The 16,877-nt window shown below is 27.9% G+C and carries 12 protein-coding genes; 1 reads left to right on the top strand and 11 read right to left on the bottom strand.

Annotated features, from left to right (window positions below):
* Positions 1 to 10 precede the first annotated feature (10 nt).
* Together bpuSUM_RS02935 and bpuSUM_RS10060 are read right to left on the bottom strand one after the other, a co-directional pair.
* A complete protein-coding gene (locus bpuSUM_RS02935; protein WP_247065720.1) occupies positions 11 to 1,354 on the bottom strand; it encodes an MATE family efflux transporter in 1,344 nt (447 codons plus the stop codon).
* Positions 1,355 to 2,571: 1,217 nt separating this feature from the next.
* Positions 2,572 to 2,763, bottom strand: coding sequence for an MATE family efflux transporter (locus bpuSUM_RS10060; protein WP_247065719.1), 192 nt, complete (start codon positions 2,761 to 2,763; stop codon positions 2,572 to 2,574).
* Positions 2,764 to 2,962: 199 nt separating this feature from the next.
* Between bpuSUM_RS10060 and bpuSUM_RS02925 the strand changes: the two genes are divergently transcribed.
* Positions 2,963 to 3,757, top strand: a complete 795-nt coding sequence (locus tag bpuSUM_RS02925) for a M15 family metallopeptidase (RefSeq protein WP_247065718.1) — start codon at positions 2,963 to 2,965, stop codon at positions 3,755 to 3,757.
* A gap of 2 nt (positions 3,758 to 3,759) precedes the next feature.
* Here the strand turns inward: bpuSUM_RS02925 and recG are convergent, their stop codons facing one another.
* The 9 genes from recG to bpuSUM_RS02880 form a co-directional block, all read right to left on the bottom strand.
* Positions 3,760 to 5,823, bottom strand: coding sequence for an ATP-dependent DNA helicase RecG (gene recG, locus bpuSUM_RS02920; RefSeq protein WP_247065717.1), 2,064 nt, complete (start codon positions 5,821 to 5,823; stop codon positions 3,760 to 3,762).
* A gap of 9 nt (positions 5,824 to 5,832) precedes the next feature.
* Positions 5,833 to 6,405, bottom strand: a complete 573-nt coding sequence (locus bpuSUM_RS02915; protein WP_247065716.1) for a YggT family protein — start codon at positions 6,403 to 6,405, stop codon at positions 5,833 to 5,835.
* Between the two features lie 11 nt (positions 6,406 to 6,416).
* Positions 6,417 to 9,860 (bottom strand): DNA polymerase III subunit alpha, encoded by a 3,444-nt coding sequence (dnaE, locus tag bpuSUM_RS02910; protein ID WP_247065715.1) that lies wholly within the window; start codon positions 9,858 to 9,860, stop codon positions 6,417 to 6,419.
* Positions 9,861 to 10,004: 144 nt separating this feature from the next.
* Positions 10,005 to 11,186 (bottom strand): methyl-accepting chemotaxis protein, encoded by a 1,182-nt coding sequence (locus tag bpuSUM_RS02905; RefSeq protein WP_247065714.1) that lies wholly within the window; start codon positions 11,184 to 11,186, stop codon positions 10,005 to 10,007.
* A 200-nt stretch (positions 11,187 to 11,386) separates the two neighbouring features.
* Positions 11,387 to 11,974: a hypothetical protein gene (locus bpuSUM_RS02900; RefSeq protein ID WP_247065713.1), complete on the bottom strand. Its 588-nt coding sequence runs from the start codon at positions 11,972 to 11,974 to the stop codon at positions 11,387 to 11,389.
* 100 nt (positions 11,975 to 12,074) lie between these two features.
* Positions 12,075 to 13,685, bottom strand: a complete 1,611-nt coding sequence (gene pyrG, locus bpuSUM_RS02895) for a glutamine hydrolyzing CTP synthase (RefSeq protein ID WP_247065712.1) — start codon at positions 13,683 to 13,685, stop codon at positions 12,075 to 12,077.
* A 285-nt stretch (positions 13,686 to 13,970) separates the two neighbouring features.
* Positions 13,971 to 14,828 (bottom strand): ABC transporter permease, encoded by an 858-nt coding sequence (locus bpuSUM_RS02890; protein WP_247065711.1) that lies wholly within the window; start codon positions 14,826 to 14,828, stop codon positions 13,971 to 13,973.
* Positions 14,821 to 15,678 (bottom strand): ATP-binding cassette domain-containing protein, encoded by an 858-nt coding sequence (locus bpuSUM_RS02885; protein WP_430644649.1) that lies wholly within the window; start codon positions 15,676 to 15,678, stop codon positions 14,821 to 14,823. Before bpuSUM_RS02885 ends, bpuSUM_RS02890 begins: the two co-directional genes overlap by 8 nt.
* 21 nt (positions 15,679 to 15,699) lie before the next feature.
* Complete coding sequence (locus bpuSUM_RS02880) at positions 15,700 to 16,764, bottom strand: glycosyltransferase family 2 protein (protein WP_247065709.1); 1,065 nt, start codon at positions 16,762 to 16,764, stop codon at positions 15,700 to 15,702.
* Between the last annotated feature and the right edge of the window lie 113 nt (positions 16,765 to 16,877).

Genomic DNA, 16,877 nt, shown 5'->3' with positions numbered 1-16,877 from the left:
AACAAAATAATTAACCTGTTTTAATAGATTTAATCCACTTCATACTATAAAAATAAGGCAGAGAAATACCAAACTTAATTACATCTTCAAGGGTTGGAATAAAAACAATAAGTTCAAATGGAGTTTGAGTATAATTTGCCAAAAAATATGCAACAGGAATTGTATAAATGAAAGTCACAGAACATTCCATAATAGCCCCAAACTTTGGAGCTGCACCTGCTCGGAAAAACCCAAATAAATATTGAAACGCAAGGGAAGTAAAAAAAGCTGAAATAGCATAATATCTTAGCATAACTCCCATAAGATCTGCATGCTCTAATTTATAAAAAATATGGGACACTATAAATGATAAAGCAAATATTATAAGAGAAGTCAAAAAAGCCAAAACAAAACCTATTTTACCCAGATATACTGCAACAGACATTATTTCCCTTTTATTATTATTCATCTCATGCCCCATCACAATATTAACAGCAAAGCAAAAAGCATAAGTTATATTAAGACCGATAAAATAAGTAGAAAAAGTTATACTATAAGCTGCATATTTAACCGTATCAATTCTTGAAAAGATTGCAATTAAACCAAAATATCCCAAATACCAAATAAAATCATTTAAGAAAATTGGAACAAAAACCTTAATTAGCTCAGAAAATATCACAGGATTGATTTTTAGATTTTTAATCTTAAGGTAAAAATGTGAATTTATATTGAAAACAGTATAAAGGAGATAAAAAACAAGCTCAATTAATCTAACCAATGTAGTTGCAATAGCAGCACCAATTACCCCCATACTAAATACAAAAATAAATAAATAGTTAAAAACCACATTTAAAATAACTGAAATAATAGAAGTAGCAATTTGAATCTTGGTTATTTTAACAACTTTCAGTGAATTAGCAATAATTCCCTTAACAACTGCAAATATAAAAGAATAAACAGCAATATTAAGATAAGATACTCCATAAGAGATAGCTACTGGGTCATCAGATAACAACCCAAGAACAAAATATGAATAAAATAATGAAATTACTATAAATAAAAAGGAAAAAAATAAAAGAATTAAAATGCTGATAAAAAACGTATTTTTAAAATTATCAATATCACCTTGGGCATACTGCCTTGTTGCCAATATATTATAAGCTCCCATTACGGTAAAGGCAATAGTACTAAAGAGTTCAAATAATTTATTTGCAAGAGAAACTCCAACAACAGGATAATCACCAAGGTAAGACACCATAATATTATCTGTCAATGCAACAACATTAAACAAAAAGAATTCAATGGCTGTTGGAACCGCAATATTTAAAATATCTTGATACACACTGCTTTTCTTGGATTTGCTTAATGAATACATAACCTCCTCCTAAACATAAAAACAGCAAGTTTTCAAATTATCAAAAAAAACAGACAAATTCAACTTAAACAAATACACTATAAAAAAGTAGCGGGAATTCCTTTATTAAATAAAATCAAAATGAATTTTAAATGCATGCTCATACAATATCCTAATTGTCATTATAATATATTTTAAAAATTAAGTCAGTGCCCCATAATAAATGTCCTTTATCCAATTATTTTTAAAAAACTCTATTAAAATAAATATATTTTTAAAGATCTCTTCAAGATTGACAATAAAAACTATTAATGAAAATATAAAATTTGTAAAGAAAACTAAAAAATAAGCAACTGGAAATGTATAAAAAACAATAATTCCCACCTCAATAAAAAAACAAATATTAAGAATTCCACTGGCTTTAAAAACATCAACAAGTGTCTGAGCTGTAAAATCCTTAAAAAACAATAATACTTGCAAAAATAGAGATAAAAATGCTAACAAATTCAGAAGAATCCAAATTACTAAAAATAATAGGAACAATTTTAGATGTTAAGCAAAGAATAAAGGTCACAAAAAATCTCAAAATAACTCCAACAACTGCCAAAAATATTCCCAATGCTCTAAACCCGTTCCTTATCACTTACAATCAAATACCCAATAATAACCCCAGTTACAACTCCCATCCCATGCATCACAACAAAGTATAAATCTAAATATTAAACGCTTACTGTAAAAGATATATATTCACTACTTCCAAGCCGAACATAAAAAGCATGCAAAATAGTTATGCTTAAAACCCAACAGATTTCATGTAAAAAAACTGGAATCAATATCTTTAAATAAGTCACTTTAAAACTTTTTGACACAAAGGAATCACTTACTTTAAGATCTTAATAAAACTTTACATTCAAAAGATTATAAAAAAATAAAAGACAAATTCACTAATCCTAGCAAGCAAAATAGTACAAACAGCCCCTCTTATTCCCATATTAAACCCAAAAATTAAGATATAATTTAAATAATATTCATTAATACAAGAAATATAACAACAACTAAAGGTAGTTTTATATCCTTAACACTCTTAAAACCCATGGTAGATAAAAAAATAAGACATAAAAATGCAAAAAACAGAAACAATTTTTAAATAATCCATTCCAAAATTTAAAGACTCGTTTTTTTATATGAATAGTTTAATAAGCTCCTTTGAAAAAACAAAGGACATACAAAAAATAATCTCAATAGTAATTCCAATTATTAAAGCATAAGCAATGCCTGTTAACATGTGTAAATTTTCCATTAGAAAATGCTTGAGAAGCATAAGCACTAAGCGTAGTACCCAATGCAAATATAACAATAAAATAAAGAAAAGTTATCCTATTAGCAAGAGAAGTCCCTGTAACTTGCACAGATCCTAAATAAGCAATCATATAATTATCAAAAAATGTTCCAATTGAAATAAAAAAGACTAAAAAACTATAGAAATAGCCAATTCCAATAATTTTCCTAATATTTAACGATAATTGTTAAACTTTATCAGCATATCTTATCTAGATTATCACTTTTATAAATAAAAATTATTCACACAATAAAAACAAATTATTATATATATAATATAATTACATTTTTATGAGAGCATTAAATATATTTTCAATAATACTATTAATTAATAACTTAACTTTACAAACAAACACAATATCAAGAGAAGACCTAAAAAGGTTATTTAAAACTATAAAAATTTTAGATAAGTCTTATCAAAAACAAATAAAAGAAAAACCTATTCAATTTATAAAAGAACTCAAACCACTACTTGAAGCTGAAAAGAATGACCTCTTAATATTTGTAAACAAAAAAATTCCAATTCCTAAGGGATACAACCCAACTGATTTAGTTTATTTGAAAGATTTCAAAGAATTAAAAAATATTGGAAAAAAAAGCTTAAAGTTAAGAAAAATATTAATAAACGACTTAACTAATCTTATAAAGGCAGGAAGAGAAAATGGCTTACAAATAAAAATAGTGTCAGCATACAGAACAAGAGAATATCAAAAATTTTTATTTGAACATAATGTAAAAACTTACGGACTTAAGCTAGCAAAAATCCAATCAGCAATTCCTGATCACTCACAACACCAACTAGGAACAACCATAGATTTCATCCAAATAGATGATAATTTACTAAATACAAAATCGGGTAAATGGCTTTATGAGAATTCACTCAAGCATGGATTCTCATTATCGTATCCAAAGGATCATGAAATAGAAACTGGTTATAAATCAGAGCCTTGGCATTACATGTATATTGGTAAACAAGCATGCATTTTGCAAAAAAAATACTTCAACAATTTACAGTATAAACTTCTCAAGTTTTGGAATGAACATAAAAAAGAAATTTCAAATTTAATTCAAAAATATACAAACTAATATTAATTATCTCTATTAACAAATCTTAAATATGAGACTAAAAGACTATCTAGTAATTCAATATCTGCTTTATCATAAAAAGCCTTATTTAAAAAAAACATATTAAGTTCTTCTCTAATCAAACTTATAATTTCTTTATCTTCAACAAAATCAGCTATCTTAAGTTTCAAATAACCAGTTTGCTCAAGACCAAATAAATTTCCAGGACCTCTTAATTTAAGATCTTCTTCTGCTATTTTAAAACCATCTATATTCTCCTTTATAGTTTTAAGTCTAAATCTTCCCGCTTCTGTTAAAGGTTCCTTATAAAGTAAAAACAAAAAAGACTTTAAGCTACCCCTACCAACACGCCCTCTAATCTGATGCAAAGCAGAAAGTCCAAAACGCTCAGCATGCTCTACTACGATGCAAGTTGCATTTAAACAATCAATACCAACTTCAATAACACTTGTTGAAACTAAAATATCTATTTTTTTCAAATAAAAATCACGCATAATTTCTTCTTTAACATGAGATTCAAGCTTAGAATGAACCATTGCAACAGAATATTCAACAAAAATATTCTTAAGATTTAAACACATACTAGTAACATCTTTTAAATTAAACTTCTCTGAAGATGTTATTAGAGGATAAACAAAATAGACCTGATGTCCTTTTCCAAGCTCATTTTTTAAAAATTCATATACCTTATTTTCATTGCCATGTTTTGCTAAATAAGTAGTAACAGGCCTTCGGCCTGCAGGACCTCTCTTAATTAAAGATACCTCAAGATCACCAAAGAGAGTCAAAGCTAAGCTTCTAGGAATAGGAGTTGCTGACATTAAAAGCATATCAACTTCTTTTCCCTTATTTTTAAGCCTCTCTCTCTGCTCAACACCAAATTTATGCTGTTCATCAATAATAACATAAGCTAATTTTTTAAATTTTGTTCTTTGAGAAAAGATAGCATGAGTCCCAATTACTAAACTACACGTGCCACTTTGAATTTTTTCTAAAACATCATTTCTATCTTTCGTTTTCAAACTACCAGTCAAAAGAGCTATTGAAATATTAAAATCTTTTAACATATTTGATAGATTATTATAATGTTGACGTGCCAAAAGATCAGTAGGGACCATCAATGCAACTTGATATCCAGCTTCAATTAAAGGAATACTAGAGAGAAACGCAACAAGAGTCTTGCCACTTCCAACATCACCTTGCAATAATCTATTCATTGGCTTATTACTTTTAAGATCATCAATTATTTCATTAATTACAACTTCCTGATCTTTTGTAAGCCTAAATGGCAATTTTAAAACAACTTGATCAAGCAAATTCATAGGTAGATGCTTTTCTTCTCTTAAAAAAACCAAAGAATTTTTCCCTCTTGAAAAAAACTGAAGCAAAAAAATTTCTCTATAAATCAAAGTCTTTTTTGCTCTTTCAAGCATTTCAAGAGAAGTTGGAAAATGAATTTCATTTAAAGCTTCATGAATAGACAATAATGAATACTTATTTATCAAAAAACCAGGGATGTCTGAATTCCCAAACTTTAAAAAATAAATAAGAGCTTCTCTTACATAAGACGACATCTTTTTAGAAGTCAGTCCTTCACCAAGAGAATAAACTGGCATAATTTTTTTAAATCTTTCAGGATTATAACTAAACACTTCACTATCAAAATTAGAACAAGTCCACATTTGAGTATAATCATTGTAATTAAATTTAGAATAAATATAGAATTTTTGACCTACCTTAAAAACCCCTTCTAAAAATCCCCGATTAAAAAGAAGAATTTCAAATATTTCATTATTTTCACTCTGAGCTATAATTTTTAAATTTTTCTTAGAATTACTCCCAAAATTTCTACGTTCCAAAACAACAAAAACTGTCATGAGTTCACAATTTCTCACATCCAGTGGATCTGGAAAAGTTTTTATATTTTGACGATCTTCATATTTTTTAGGAAAATATTCTATAAGTTCTTTGATATTTGTAATGTTAAGATTATGTAATCTATCAATTCCCTTATTACCAAGACCACTTATACCCTGTAAATCATATTGAAATTCATGTAAAAACATGAACAATCCCTAAAATGGCAAATAAAAGCCTAAAATACTAATAGCCCATATAGCTTGCTCACAAATAATTATAAATGCCAACAACAATGCTCCTGCCACAATTAAATTAATTGTATAAGACATATTTTTATCTGTAACCGTATTGCTTATCTTAACAGACAATGGCATTAAAAATGAATCAACACTTCTCATGAAATCAGTACCATCAAATAAGTGCAAAAATAAAAATATTAATCTCAAAACAAAGAAAAAGATAAGAGCAAAAAAAACACTTCTCAATATTCCCCAAACCTCAATAATAAACAATATAACAAATGTAGAAAGTTTATAATCACCATAAGATAACATTTTCTCAACTATTGAAAGAGTAATTAAAGCTGCAATTGGTGAAAAATCATATATACCAAACCGAAAAAATTGAATCCTCCTAAAAATAGATAAAAATGGTTCTGTTGAATTATATATAAATCTAAAAAAAGCACTAGTATTAATTCCTGAAGATACAAGCCAACTAAGAAAAATTCTAATCAAAATTAAAATTCTATAAATGTGTAAAAACACAATTAAAGTCTCTATTATCACAACTAATCCTCCTAATCAAACCAAACATCCTCCACTATTTTATGACATCTTAACTCATTAAGTTTAAACTCATCAGGCTTAAAATTTAAGGTCAAATCCATTTTAAGTTTCAAGCTTTTATCATCATTTTTTAAATAAAGATAAACATGTGAAAACCCAGTATTATCCTCAAGATTAAAGATTTCATCCTTTAGAGAATAAAGAAGATGAGAATCACCCAGTCTTTCATCAGAAAATTTAATATGAAGATTATTAATCTTATTCACATTATTTACAGAAATTTCTTCAATACTTAAAACTTTGTCAACAATTATTGAAAATTTATCTCTTTCAAATCTAAGCTTACCTATAACACCAATCACATCACCTTCAATTAATAAATGATTATATTTTTCATAATTTTCAGCAAAAACTATAATGTCCATCTCACCTTTAAAATCTTCAATAACTCCAAAGGCCATCCTAGCATTATTTCTCTTAGTACGAATAACCCTTACCGCATTCAGACTGCCAGCAAATTTAACAGTAGTATCTTTTTTAACAGCAAGATCCTCTAAAACATTAAAGTTTGTAAAGTGTTCTAGTTCAGGTTTATAATGGTCAAGAGGATGCCCAGATACATAAAAACCTAAAAGCTCTCTCTCAAATCTTAAAAGTTCAGGATAAGAATATTCCTCAAATATATGATAATTAAAACTCTGCTGAATAGCGTCTTGAGAGCCAAATAAACTATTCTGGCCAAGTTTTTTATCATTCCTATCTTTTATTACAAAATTTATTAATTTATCAAGATTTTCAAAAAGTGTTTTTCTATTTTGACCAAGACTGTCAAAAAGTCCAGACTTTATTGCGGCCTCAAGAAATTTTTTATTTATAACCTTATCATCCACTCTTCTAACAAAGTCTTCAAAAGATTTATATTCCCCATTTTTTTGCCTTTCAGTAATTATAAGATCAACTATCATCCCCCCGATATTCTTAATCCCATTAAGACCATAAGAAATATTCAATCCCACTACACTAAATTCTTTAAAAGACTGATTTATATCGGGTTTTAAAACATTGATCCCCATCGATTTCGCTTCTTCAATATAATAAGACAGCTTTTCAGTATTATTAATCTCATTTGTCAAGTTGGCAGCCATAAAATTCTCAGGATAATTGGCCTTAAGATATGCTGTTTGATAAGCTATTAAAGAATACGCAGCTGCATGAGATTTATTAAAGCCATAACCAGCAAAGGGTTTTAAAAGCTCAAATATATCATTTGCAAGAACTTCATCATAACCCTTACTAAGAGCACCTTTTATAAAGTCAACCTTCATTTTATTCATCTCATCTTCTTTCTTCTTTCCCATTGCACGTCTTAAAATATCTGCTTTCCCAAGAGAAAATCCACCAATAATCCTTGCAACTTCCATTACCTGTTCTTGATAAACAATAACTCCATAAGTTGGCTTTAAAACTTCTTTTAAATCCGGATGAGGATATCTAATCCGCTTAGTTCCTGTCTTAGCCGAAATAAATTGAGGTATAAACTGCATAGGACCTGGTCGATAAAGTGCATTTAAAGCAATCAAATCTTCAATACTGTCAGGTTTTGCTTCTTTTAAAACTTGCTGCATACCTTCAGATTCAAATTGAAAAACAGATGCACTACGTCCCTCAGAAAGCATTTTGAAAGTCTTAACATCACTATCAGAAATATTAGCAATGCTAAAATTAGGATTAGTAATCCTAATAAGATTTTCTGCATTCTTTATTAAAGTCAATGTCTTAAGTCCAAGAAAATCCATCTTTACAAGACCACAATCCTCTAACAAGTCCATGGTATATTGTGTAGAAACTGTGTTTTGCTTATAATCCTTATAAAGTGGAACATAATCTGTTAAAGGAGTTCTAGAAATCACAATACCTGCCGCATGAGTTGAGACATATCGATTCATGCCTTCAAGAACAAGCGCCGCTTCCATCAACTCATTATAAACAGCTCCCTTATTTAAATATGCCTTTAAAGCTTTATCTTTGAAAACTTCTCTTAAGGAAACTTTTGGACCATCGGGAATAAGCTTAGTTAATTCATTAGACTCTGCAAAAGGAATATCTAGCACTCTGCCCACATCTTTAAATACAGCCTTAGGTTTTAAAGTTCCAAAAGTAATTATCTGTGCAACCTTATCCTCACCATATTTTCTTGTAACATACTTTATAACTTCATCTCTACCTTCAAAGCAAAAATCAATATCAAAATCAGGCATAGATACACGTTCAGGATTTAAAAATCTCTCAAAAAGTAGATTATATTTCAAAGGATCAATATCAGTAATTCTAAGAGCATATGCAACAATAGAACCAGCTCCAGAGCCACGCCCAGGACCAACAGGAATATCATTATCATGTGCAAATTTTATAAAATCCCAAACAATTAAAAAATACGCCTCAAATCCCATCTTGATAATTGTTGAGAGCTCATAAAAAGCACGCTCTTTAATGCTATCAGTTACATTTGCATATCTAAACTTCAAACCTTCAAGTGTTAAATGCTCTAAATATTGACTAAGAGTATCAAACTCACTAGGTACTTGATATTCAGGAAAAATAGGGCCTGGAAATTTAATCTCAAATTCATCACATTTTTCAGCAATTTTTAAAGTATTTGCTAAAGCCCCTGGCAAATCCCTAAAGAGTTTACACATCTCCTCTTGAGTTTTAAGATAAAACTCATTAGTCTCCATTTTAAGTCTATTAGGATCACTTCTCTTAGCACCCGTTCCAATGCAGACAATAATATCTTGAGCTGTTGCATCTTCTTTATTCACATAGTGAGAATCATTAGACACAGTTAGTGAAACATTAAGCTCTATAGAATAAGCAATTAATTTTTCATTAACTATATCCTGTTGTTTAATCCCATGACGCTGAAGTTCAAGATAAAAATCATCACCAAAGACACTCTTAAACCAAAGAATTTCATTCTTTGCATCATCAAATTTATTTGCAAGAATTAATTGAGGAATGATCCCACCAATACATGCAGACGTACAAATAAGTCCTTCTGAATATTTTTCAATATCTTCCTTATCAATCCTTGGACGATAATAAAATCCATCAAGATAAGAAATACTTGTCAATTTCAATAAATTTTTATAGCCTAATTCATTCTTTGCAAGAAAAATTAAATGATAATAAGGTCTTCCAAATTCATCATTCTTTTTTATATGCTTTGAGGTACTTGACATGTAAGCTTCCATACCAATGATGGGTTTTATTCCTGCCCCTTTTGCTTCTCTATAAAACTTCATAGCACCAAAAAGATTGCCATGATCTGTTAATGCAATATGGGACATATTACATTTTTTAGCCTTTGTCACAATATCTGTAATCTTGGCCGCTCCATCTAAAAGAGAATAATCTGAATGTACATGTAAATGAACAAACTTAACTTGTAAACCCATACTTACACTTATTTTATCACAATAAAACTTGACTTTTAATAGATATATCTTAACCTAAACCAAAACATTAAATATAATAAACCTTTAAATATTAAACTTAAACCACTTAAAAAATAAGATTAAAAAGAATAATGAATTATAAAATTATGCAAAAATACTAATACCCTGATCTTCAGATTCAACCACTATTTTTTTAACAGATTCAAGTTTACTAACAATTTCATCTGATAAACCTTCAGCTTGTACCAACAAATCCTTTGCGCGCTTCAAATCGATATCATTAGCACTATCTTGTGCAAATACTTTTACTATCTCAACAACAAGTTTATGTATATTTAAATAACAAGAATAAATATCTTTCCAAACTGCTCTAACTTTGAAAGCTCTTGGAATAAGTCCCTTATAAAATAATCCAAATCCATGTTTCATAGGATCAGTTTGAATGGGCATGCTCTTTTGATTTTCAACAATTGTTCTTACAATACTCATCCAAGACATCTGTTCTGAAATGCTAAATTCCAATTCTTTTAAAAATTCATCATTAGAATACATAAAAATTTCAGAACTAGACAAAGAATCACAATTCCTTGCTAAATAAGAAATACTAGCCTCAACATTCTCAAGCTCACTAACTAACGTTGAAAATTCATTCTGCTGACTAACAAAATGTTTAAATAAATCTCCAAGAGAGATAAGCTCTTCAATCAAATTTAAGAAAAAATTATCAATATCTAATTGTAATTCCTTAATATTTTTAAAAATTAAATCCTTAGATACTTGTTCAATTTCTTTAACAGAAATCATACTCATAACATTCTTTGCCTGATCTGAGAGCCGTTTAATCTCATCAGCAACAACAGAAAACCCTTTCCCATACTCTTTTGCTCTTGCTGCTTCAAGCTTAGCATTAAGAGAAATCATATTAGTTGCACCTAAAAAACTATTGATAGTCTCCAAACTTCCTTGCACACCTACAATAACAGCACTAACCTTTTTCAATTTTTCTTCATTATTCTTCTCAATATCTTCAAAAATAACACTCACTTGACTACGGGCATTATTTGTCTTCTCAATAAACGACTCAAAGAGCTTATCAATATTCTCAAAGTTAAAGAATAAGTTTTTATATAAAAATTCAATACGAACTAATACATTACTAATAGAAGACCTAGCATGATAAAAACCTTGTATCATCTCTTTAACAGACACCTTATATTCACACAAATTTAAAGATTGATTATCATCTTCTATATTTTTAAAAGATTCGTCCTTAAATGAATTAGATATATCAGATTTTTTCTTATCAAAAAACGAAAATTTATACATGAAAAGATTTTACCACAAAAAATAATTTTCTAACAACATAAAAACAACTTAATTTAATGATCTTTTAAAAGATAATAAATTAATAAGAAACACTTACAAAAAATATTTTAACACGAACTTTTAAAATTAAATTTAATATATATCTAAATTAGATTTTCCATATCTCAAATTAAATTGCATATATTAAAAAATAACAAATTTTACTTACTTTTAACTAAAGAATATCTACCGTGTAATTTACTATACTCAAATAAAACATCTTCATAAGAGAAAAATTTCATAAAAATATTAATAAAATTTTCCAACTTCTCTTTAATCACTGGCAAATAAAAATCATTATCAAGTTTAAAAATATCATCTGCATCTAATATAATTAAGTCTTCATCTTGCTTTAAAATAGTTCTTTTGGGTTGCCAAAAAATAACATTAATCTTACCACTTCGAATCACAAACCGCTTAAGTTCATACTCAAGATCAACATGCTCTGCTCTTGCCTCAATAATACCAGTAATAACACACCTCTCATAATCTAATCTCTTAATAAGCACTGCATCTGTAAGTATGCCTTTCCCTGAAATATCAAGGGGAAATTGTTCTTCAATTTCATATTGTTTATTAAATGGCAGATTAGCTATCTTTCTTAAAAGATTAAGAAGTATATACTTTTTACTCATATTTCTATTACTTGGTCTAAGACAAGGTATTTTCATTCTATATTTAAGCTCATCAAAGAAATATTTAACTAACCTTTTCATCGAAATCGCCTTTTTAATATCACTTTCCTTCATCTTATCCCCCTAACAAAATATCTTAAAAGAATTCACATACCAACTATACTAAATATATGAAATACATTAAATAATCCAATCAAAATAAAATGACTTGAAATCAAAGACATGCTTTTACTAAACCTACAAAAAGCTTAGACGGGTTTTCCAGTCTTGTAATAAGCTCAGGATGAAATTGACAAGCCACAAAAAACTTATTCTTTGGTATTTCCATTATTTTCACTATCCGAAAATCGTCAGAAAATCCAGACACAATAAATCCATGATTATTAAACGAATCAAGATAATCATTATTAACTTCATACCTATGCCTAAATCTTTCAACGATCATCTCACTTCCATAAAGTTTAAAAACAAGTGTATCTTTCTTTAATAAAACAGGATAGCCTCCAAGTCGCATTGTAGCACCCTTATCTTTAAGTTCCTTTTGCTCAGGCAATAAGTGAATAACAGGGGTTATAGAATTGCATATAGAATTATCTTCAGACAAAATCTCTTCAGTATCAGCATCAAATATTCCACAAACATTACGTGCAAACTCAATTACTGCAAGTTGCATGCCAAGACAAATACCAAGAAAAGGAATATTATTCTCACGAGCATATTTAATTGCACGAATCTTACCTGCATATCCTCTCCCTCCAAATCCACCAGGTACTACTACACCATCTATACCCTTTAACATCCCTTCATCAAAATTAGTACTATCAATTACAGTTGTTTTAACTAAAATATCTAAATTAGCAGACACATGGATTAAAGACTCAAATATTGATGCATAAGAATCACCAAGCTCAGTATATTTACCACAAATAGCAATATTTACAATCCTTTGAGGAGAGACAAGATTCCTCTTTATTATCCCTACTAATCGCTCAAGCCCATCCACCTTGGGCTTAACATTTATTTTTAACTTTGAACCCAAAATTTCGTGTAATCCCTGTTTATAAAAAGATATGGGTATTTCATAAATAGTTGAAACATCAGTATTATCAATAATGGATGAAGTATCAACATTACAAAACATTGCTATTTTTTGTCTCATCTGTTTTGTTAATAGTTGAGAACTTCTTGCTATAATTAAATCTGGAAAAATTCCAGCTTTATTTAAAGTTTTTACACTTTGCTGAGTAGGCTTAGATTTTTGCTCATTTATTCCAACAGGACTTGGAATATAAGTTAAGTGTACAAAAGCAATATTATCACTCCCAATCTCATATCTTATCTGTCTCATTGTTTCAATAAACAAAATATTTTCCATATCCCCTACAGTACCACCAATCTCAATTACTAAAAGTTCACTGCTCTCTTCTTTGGCAATTTTAAAAATTGTCTCCCTAATCTCATCTGTAACATGGGGAATAAGCTGTACAGTTCTCCCTAAATATTTCCCATGCCTCTCATTTTCAAGAATATTCTTATATATTTTTCCCATAGTAATATTCCAATTAGACTTAGAATTCAGATTTAAAAATCTCTCATAATGACCAAAATCCATGTCAACCTCTCCACCATCATCAAGAACAAAAACCTCTCCATGCTCAACAGGATTTATAGTACCAGGATCAGTATTTAGATAACCATCGCATTTAATTGGTGTTATCTTCAAATCATCCTTAAATAACCGTGCGATACTTGCAGATGTAACTCCTTTACCTATTCCAGAAATCACACCACCTGTTACCACCAAAATTTTTAAATTATCTATCATCAAAATCCTCCAAAAAAAATAAGTTCAAACTACCAATACCAATGATAAAAAATCATTTTAATCTAAATCTTTAACACCACAACAATATTGTAAGGCTGATATATAATTACAAAAAAATTTATAAATTTAAGAATAATATTCTCTTTATTCTTACAAAAATAAATTTTCCACATAATACAATTTATGTATAAACAAAAATTACTTTTAAAATATCATTTTAATAAAAAAATAGTAGCTATGAAAATCAACATTCACTCAATTTAAATAAATAATAACTACTAAATTTTAAAAACGAAATACGTACACAAAAATAGTTAAAAATGCCAACAAAAAAAAGAACAACGCTGCAAAAAAAGATATGAATCCCAATAAAATGCTCAAATTAACTTTAGTATTTAAGTTTCCTAAATTTTTAAGAATGAAATATACACAAAAATAAATAAATCCTGCAAAAAGCATACAAATAAATTTAATAAAATAATATTCACCCCAACCACCAAAATCGTTCCCAACTTTAAACAAATAGGTATTAACAAAAAATATAACAAAATAAAAAAAGACAACCAATAATGTGAAAGACAAACTTCCAATGACAATAGCTCCAAACAAAGGATAATTTTTAAACATAATTCTAGATAACAAAAATATAGAAAATCCGACAAAATAAATAACATAAGTCTCTTTAAAAAAGGAAAAAACAAAATATAAGGAAAGATAATTTGTTTGATTTCCCACAAAAAAATTCTTATCCAATAACATAGTTAAAGTCAGACTTGTATAACCACAAATAATTAAAAACAAAGGTAAAATAAATAAAAATTTAACCAAAACAAACAAATATCTCTCTAGAGTAGAAACAGGCAGAGATAAATAAAATACATCTTTAAGCAAATCATGAATCGGCTTATAATGATCAAACATATTGTATATTGACACAATACATACAACAAAAACCAAAACGAAAAAAAATGATTCACCATTAATCAACATAAAATTAATTAAATCGATAAATCCATTAATTTTTAAAAAAATATAAATTAAAGGAAAAACTAAAAAAATTGAAACAACAAAATACAAATATAATTTTTTATGACAGACAAAATCAAAATTAAATAACAAAAAAAATCTCTTTAAACTAAACATTAGCTAAATCCTTTAATTTATTGCTAGTGATATATAAAAAGAAAAACTCAAGGTCAACATTATCATCGCAAAAACCACTCCCAAAATAAAGCGCCTTAAATCCACCTTTTACTTTTTCATAATAAAGCTCTTCCCCTTCTAATTTATCTACAATCCTAACTTTATAGTTATTATTAATATAAGAAACTGAATTCGAAAAAAGAATATTATTATTACCAATAATAGTTAAATGATCTACAATATCTACTAAATCTCTAACATTATGCCCTGTAATAAAAACTATTTTGTTTTTTAAATTACTTATAATATCTCTAAAAACATTCTTTGAAGCAATATCAAGACCATTTGTTGGTTCATCAAATATCAAAATAGGAACATTTGTAGCCAAAGAAAAAGCAATAATACTCTTTTTTCTTTGGCCATAAGAAGAAGAACCAAACTTTAGATTAATATCTATCTCAAATTTCAACAAGTACTCTTTAAAATCTTTTTCACTAAAATTTAGATAAAACTTATACAAAGATCTATAATAATCATTTAAAGAAACACTGGGTAAATCAAATTCTTCAGGCACAAAAAACAAATTCGCTAAATTTAAAGGATTTCTTGGAAAAACTTTTAAAGAATTAAATAAAACTTCTCCCTTTAATGGATTTAAAAGCCCACTAACAAGTTTAAGTAAAGTAGTTTTTCCTATTCCGTTCTTGCCAAGAATCAAGTAAGTTTGTGGCTTTGAAAAAGCTAAATTCAAGTCTGAATAAACTTTGATCTTATGATAAGAAAATGAGACATCTATAAATTTTATTTTCAATAAAAATTCTCCTTTAGTTAAATTGTAAAAAGAGTCCATAATAAATACAATAATAAAACACTAATTTTTCAAAAAATATTTACAAATAAATAGAGAAAAATTAACATAAAGTCTCGAACTAAGATACCAAACTTTCAACATAATTTTTGGCAAAATTTGAATCTCACTAAACCTAGCCTCCTTAAGACTTGCATAATAAACTTGAAACTCCTTAGAATTTTGAACCTCATCAAGAACAGAAATAAGTTTTGATTTATGCGCCTTATAAACAAGTCGATCTTTAATGTGCCAACCTATAATATAAATCTGCTTAAAAGAAATATAATAATAAAGCTGTAAATAAAATCTTTTATAATATTCAAAATACTTCTCAAAAAGTCCCTCTTCCTTGAAAAAACTTTCCACAACCTTAAGGGATAAAGAAACCTTACTAATTACATTAATTGATGAACTGGCACTTCTCATCCATTGAAAGTTGGTATAAAAATAATTATTTACGAAAGAAACTTTATCTGCCTTTAAAAAAACATGTAGCATGAACACTATATCTTCTAATATTACATCATTTACTATGATATCATTTTTTACAATTAAATCTCTTCGAATCAGTTTATCCCATAATGTACCCACAACAAAATTTTTCTTACAAAAACTAGCAAAAACAGTTAATAATAAATTTTTAAAAGCCTCTTCTCCAGTTATTGGATAATTTGGAAAAGGAAGTGCAGATCTTCTCTTAATATTTCTTGCAATAAAGTAAACGTAAAATTGAGAACAAACAACATCTGAATTATCGGCCTTTGCTCTATTATATAATACTTCAAGCATAGTATTCTCAACAGAATCATCACTATCCCAATAAATTATATATTCTCCTTCTGCCTTTGCAAGGCCATTATTCCTAGAGGAAGATATTCCTAGATTTTTTTGATTAATAATTTTCACACAATCATACTGATCAGCATATTTTTGAGCTATCTTTAAGCTATTATCGTAAGAACCATCATTCACAAGTATAATTTCTTTATCTCTTAATGTTTGATTAAGAGCACTCTTTATCATAACTTCAAGGGTACTATCAGAATTAAAAAAACAAATAATCACAGAGACCTTGTACTTATACATAAAACCCTCCAAATAAATACCAATCTTAACAAAAAGTCTGGATTAATAACTAAATATACTAAATATTCTTAATTATAAGACATAAGGAAATATTGCATAGTATAGTTAATAAG

This window comes from Borrelia puertoricensis, from assembly GCF_023035875.1.
In the GTDB taxonomy this organism is placed as follows: Bacteria; Spirochaetota; Spirochaetia; order Borreliales; family Borreliaceae; genus Borrelia; species Borrelia puertoricensis.
The sequence above is the reverse complement of the archived record's forward strand: the minus strand, read 5'-3'. Positions and strand labels throughout refer to the sequence as shown.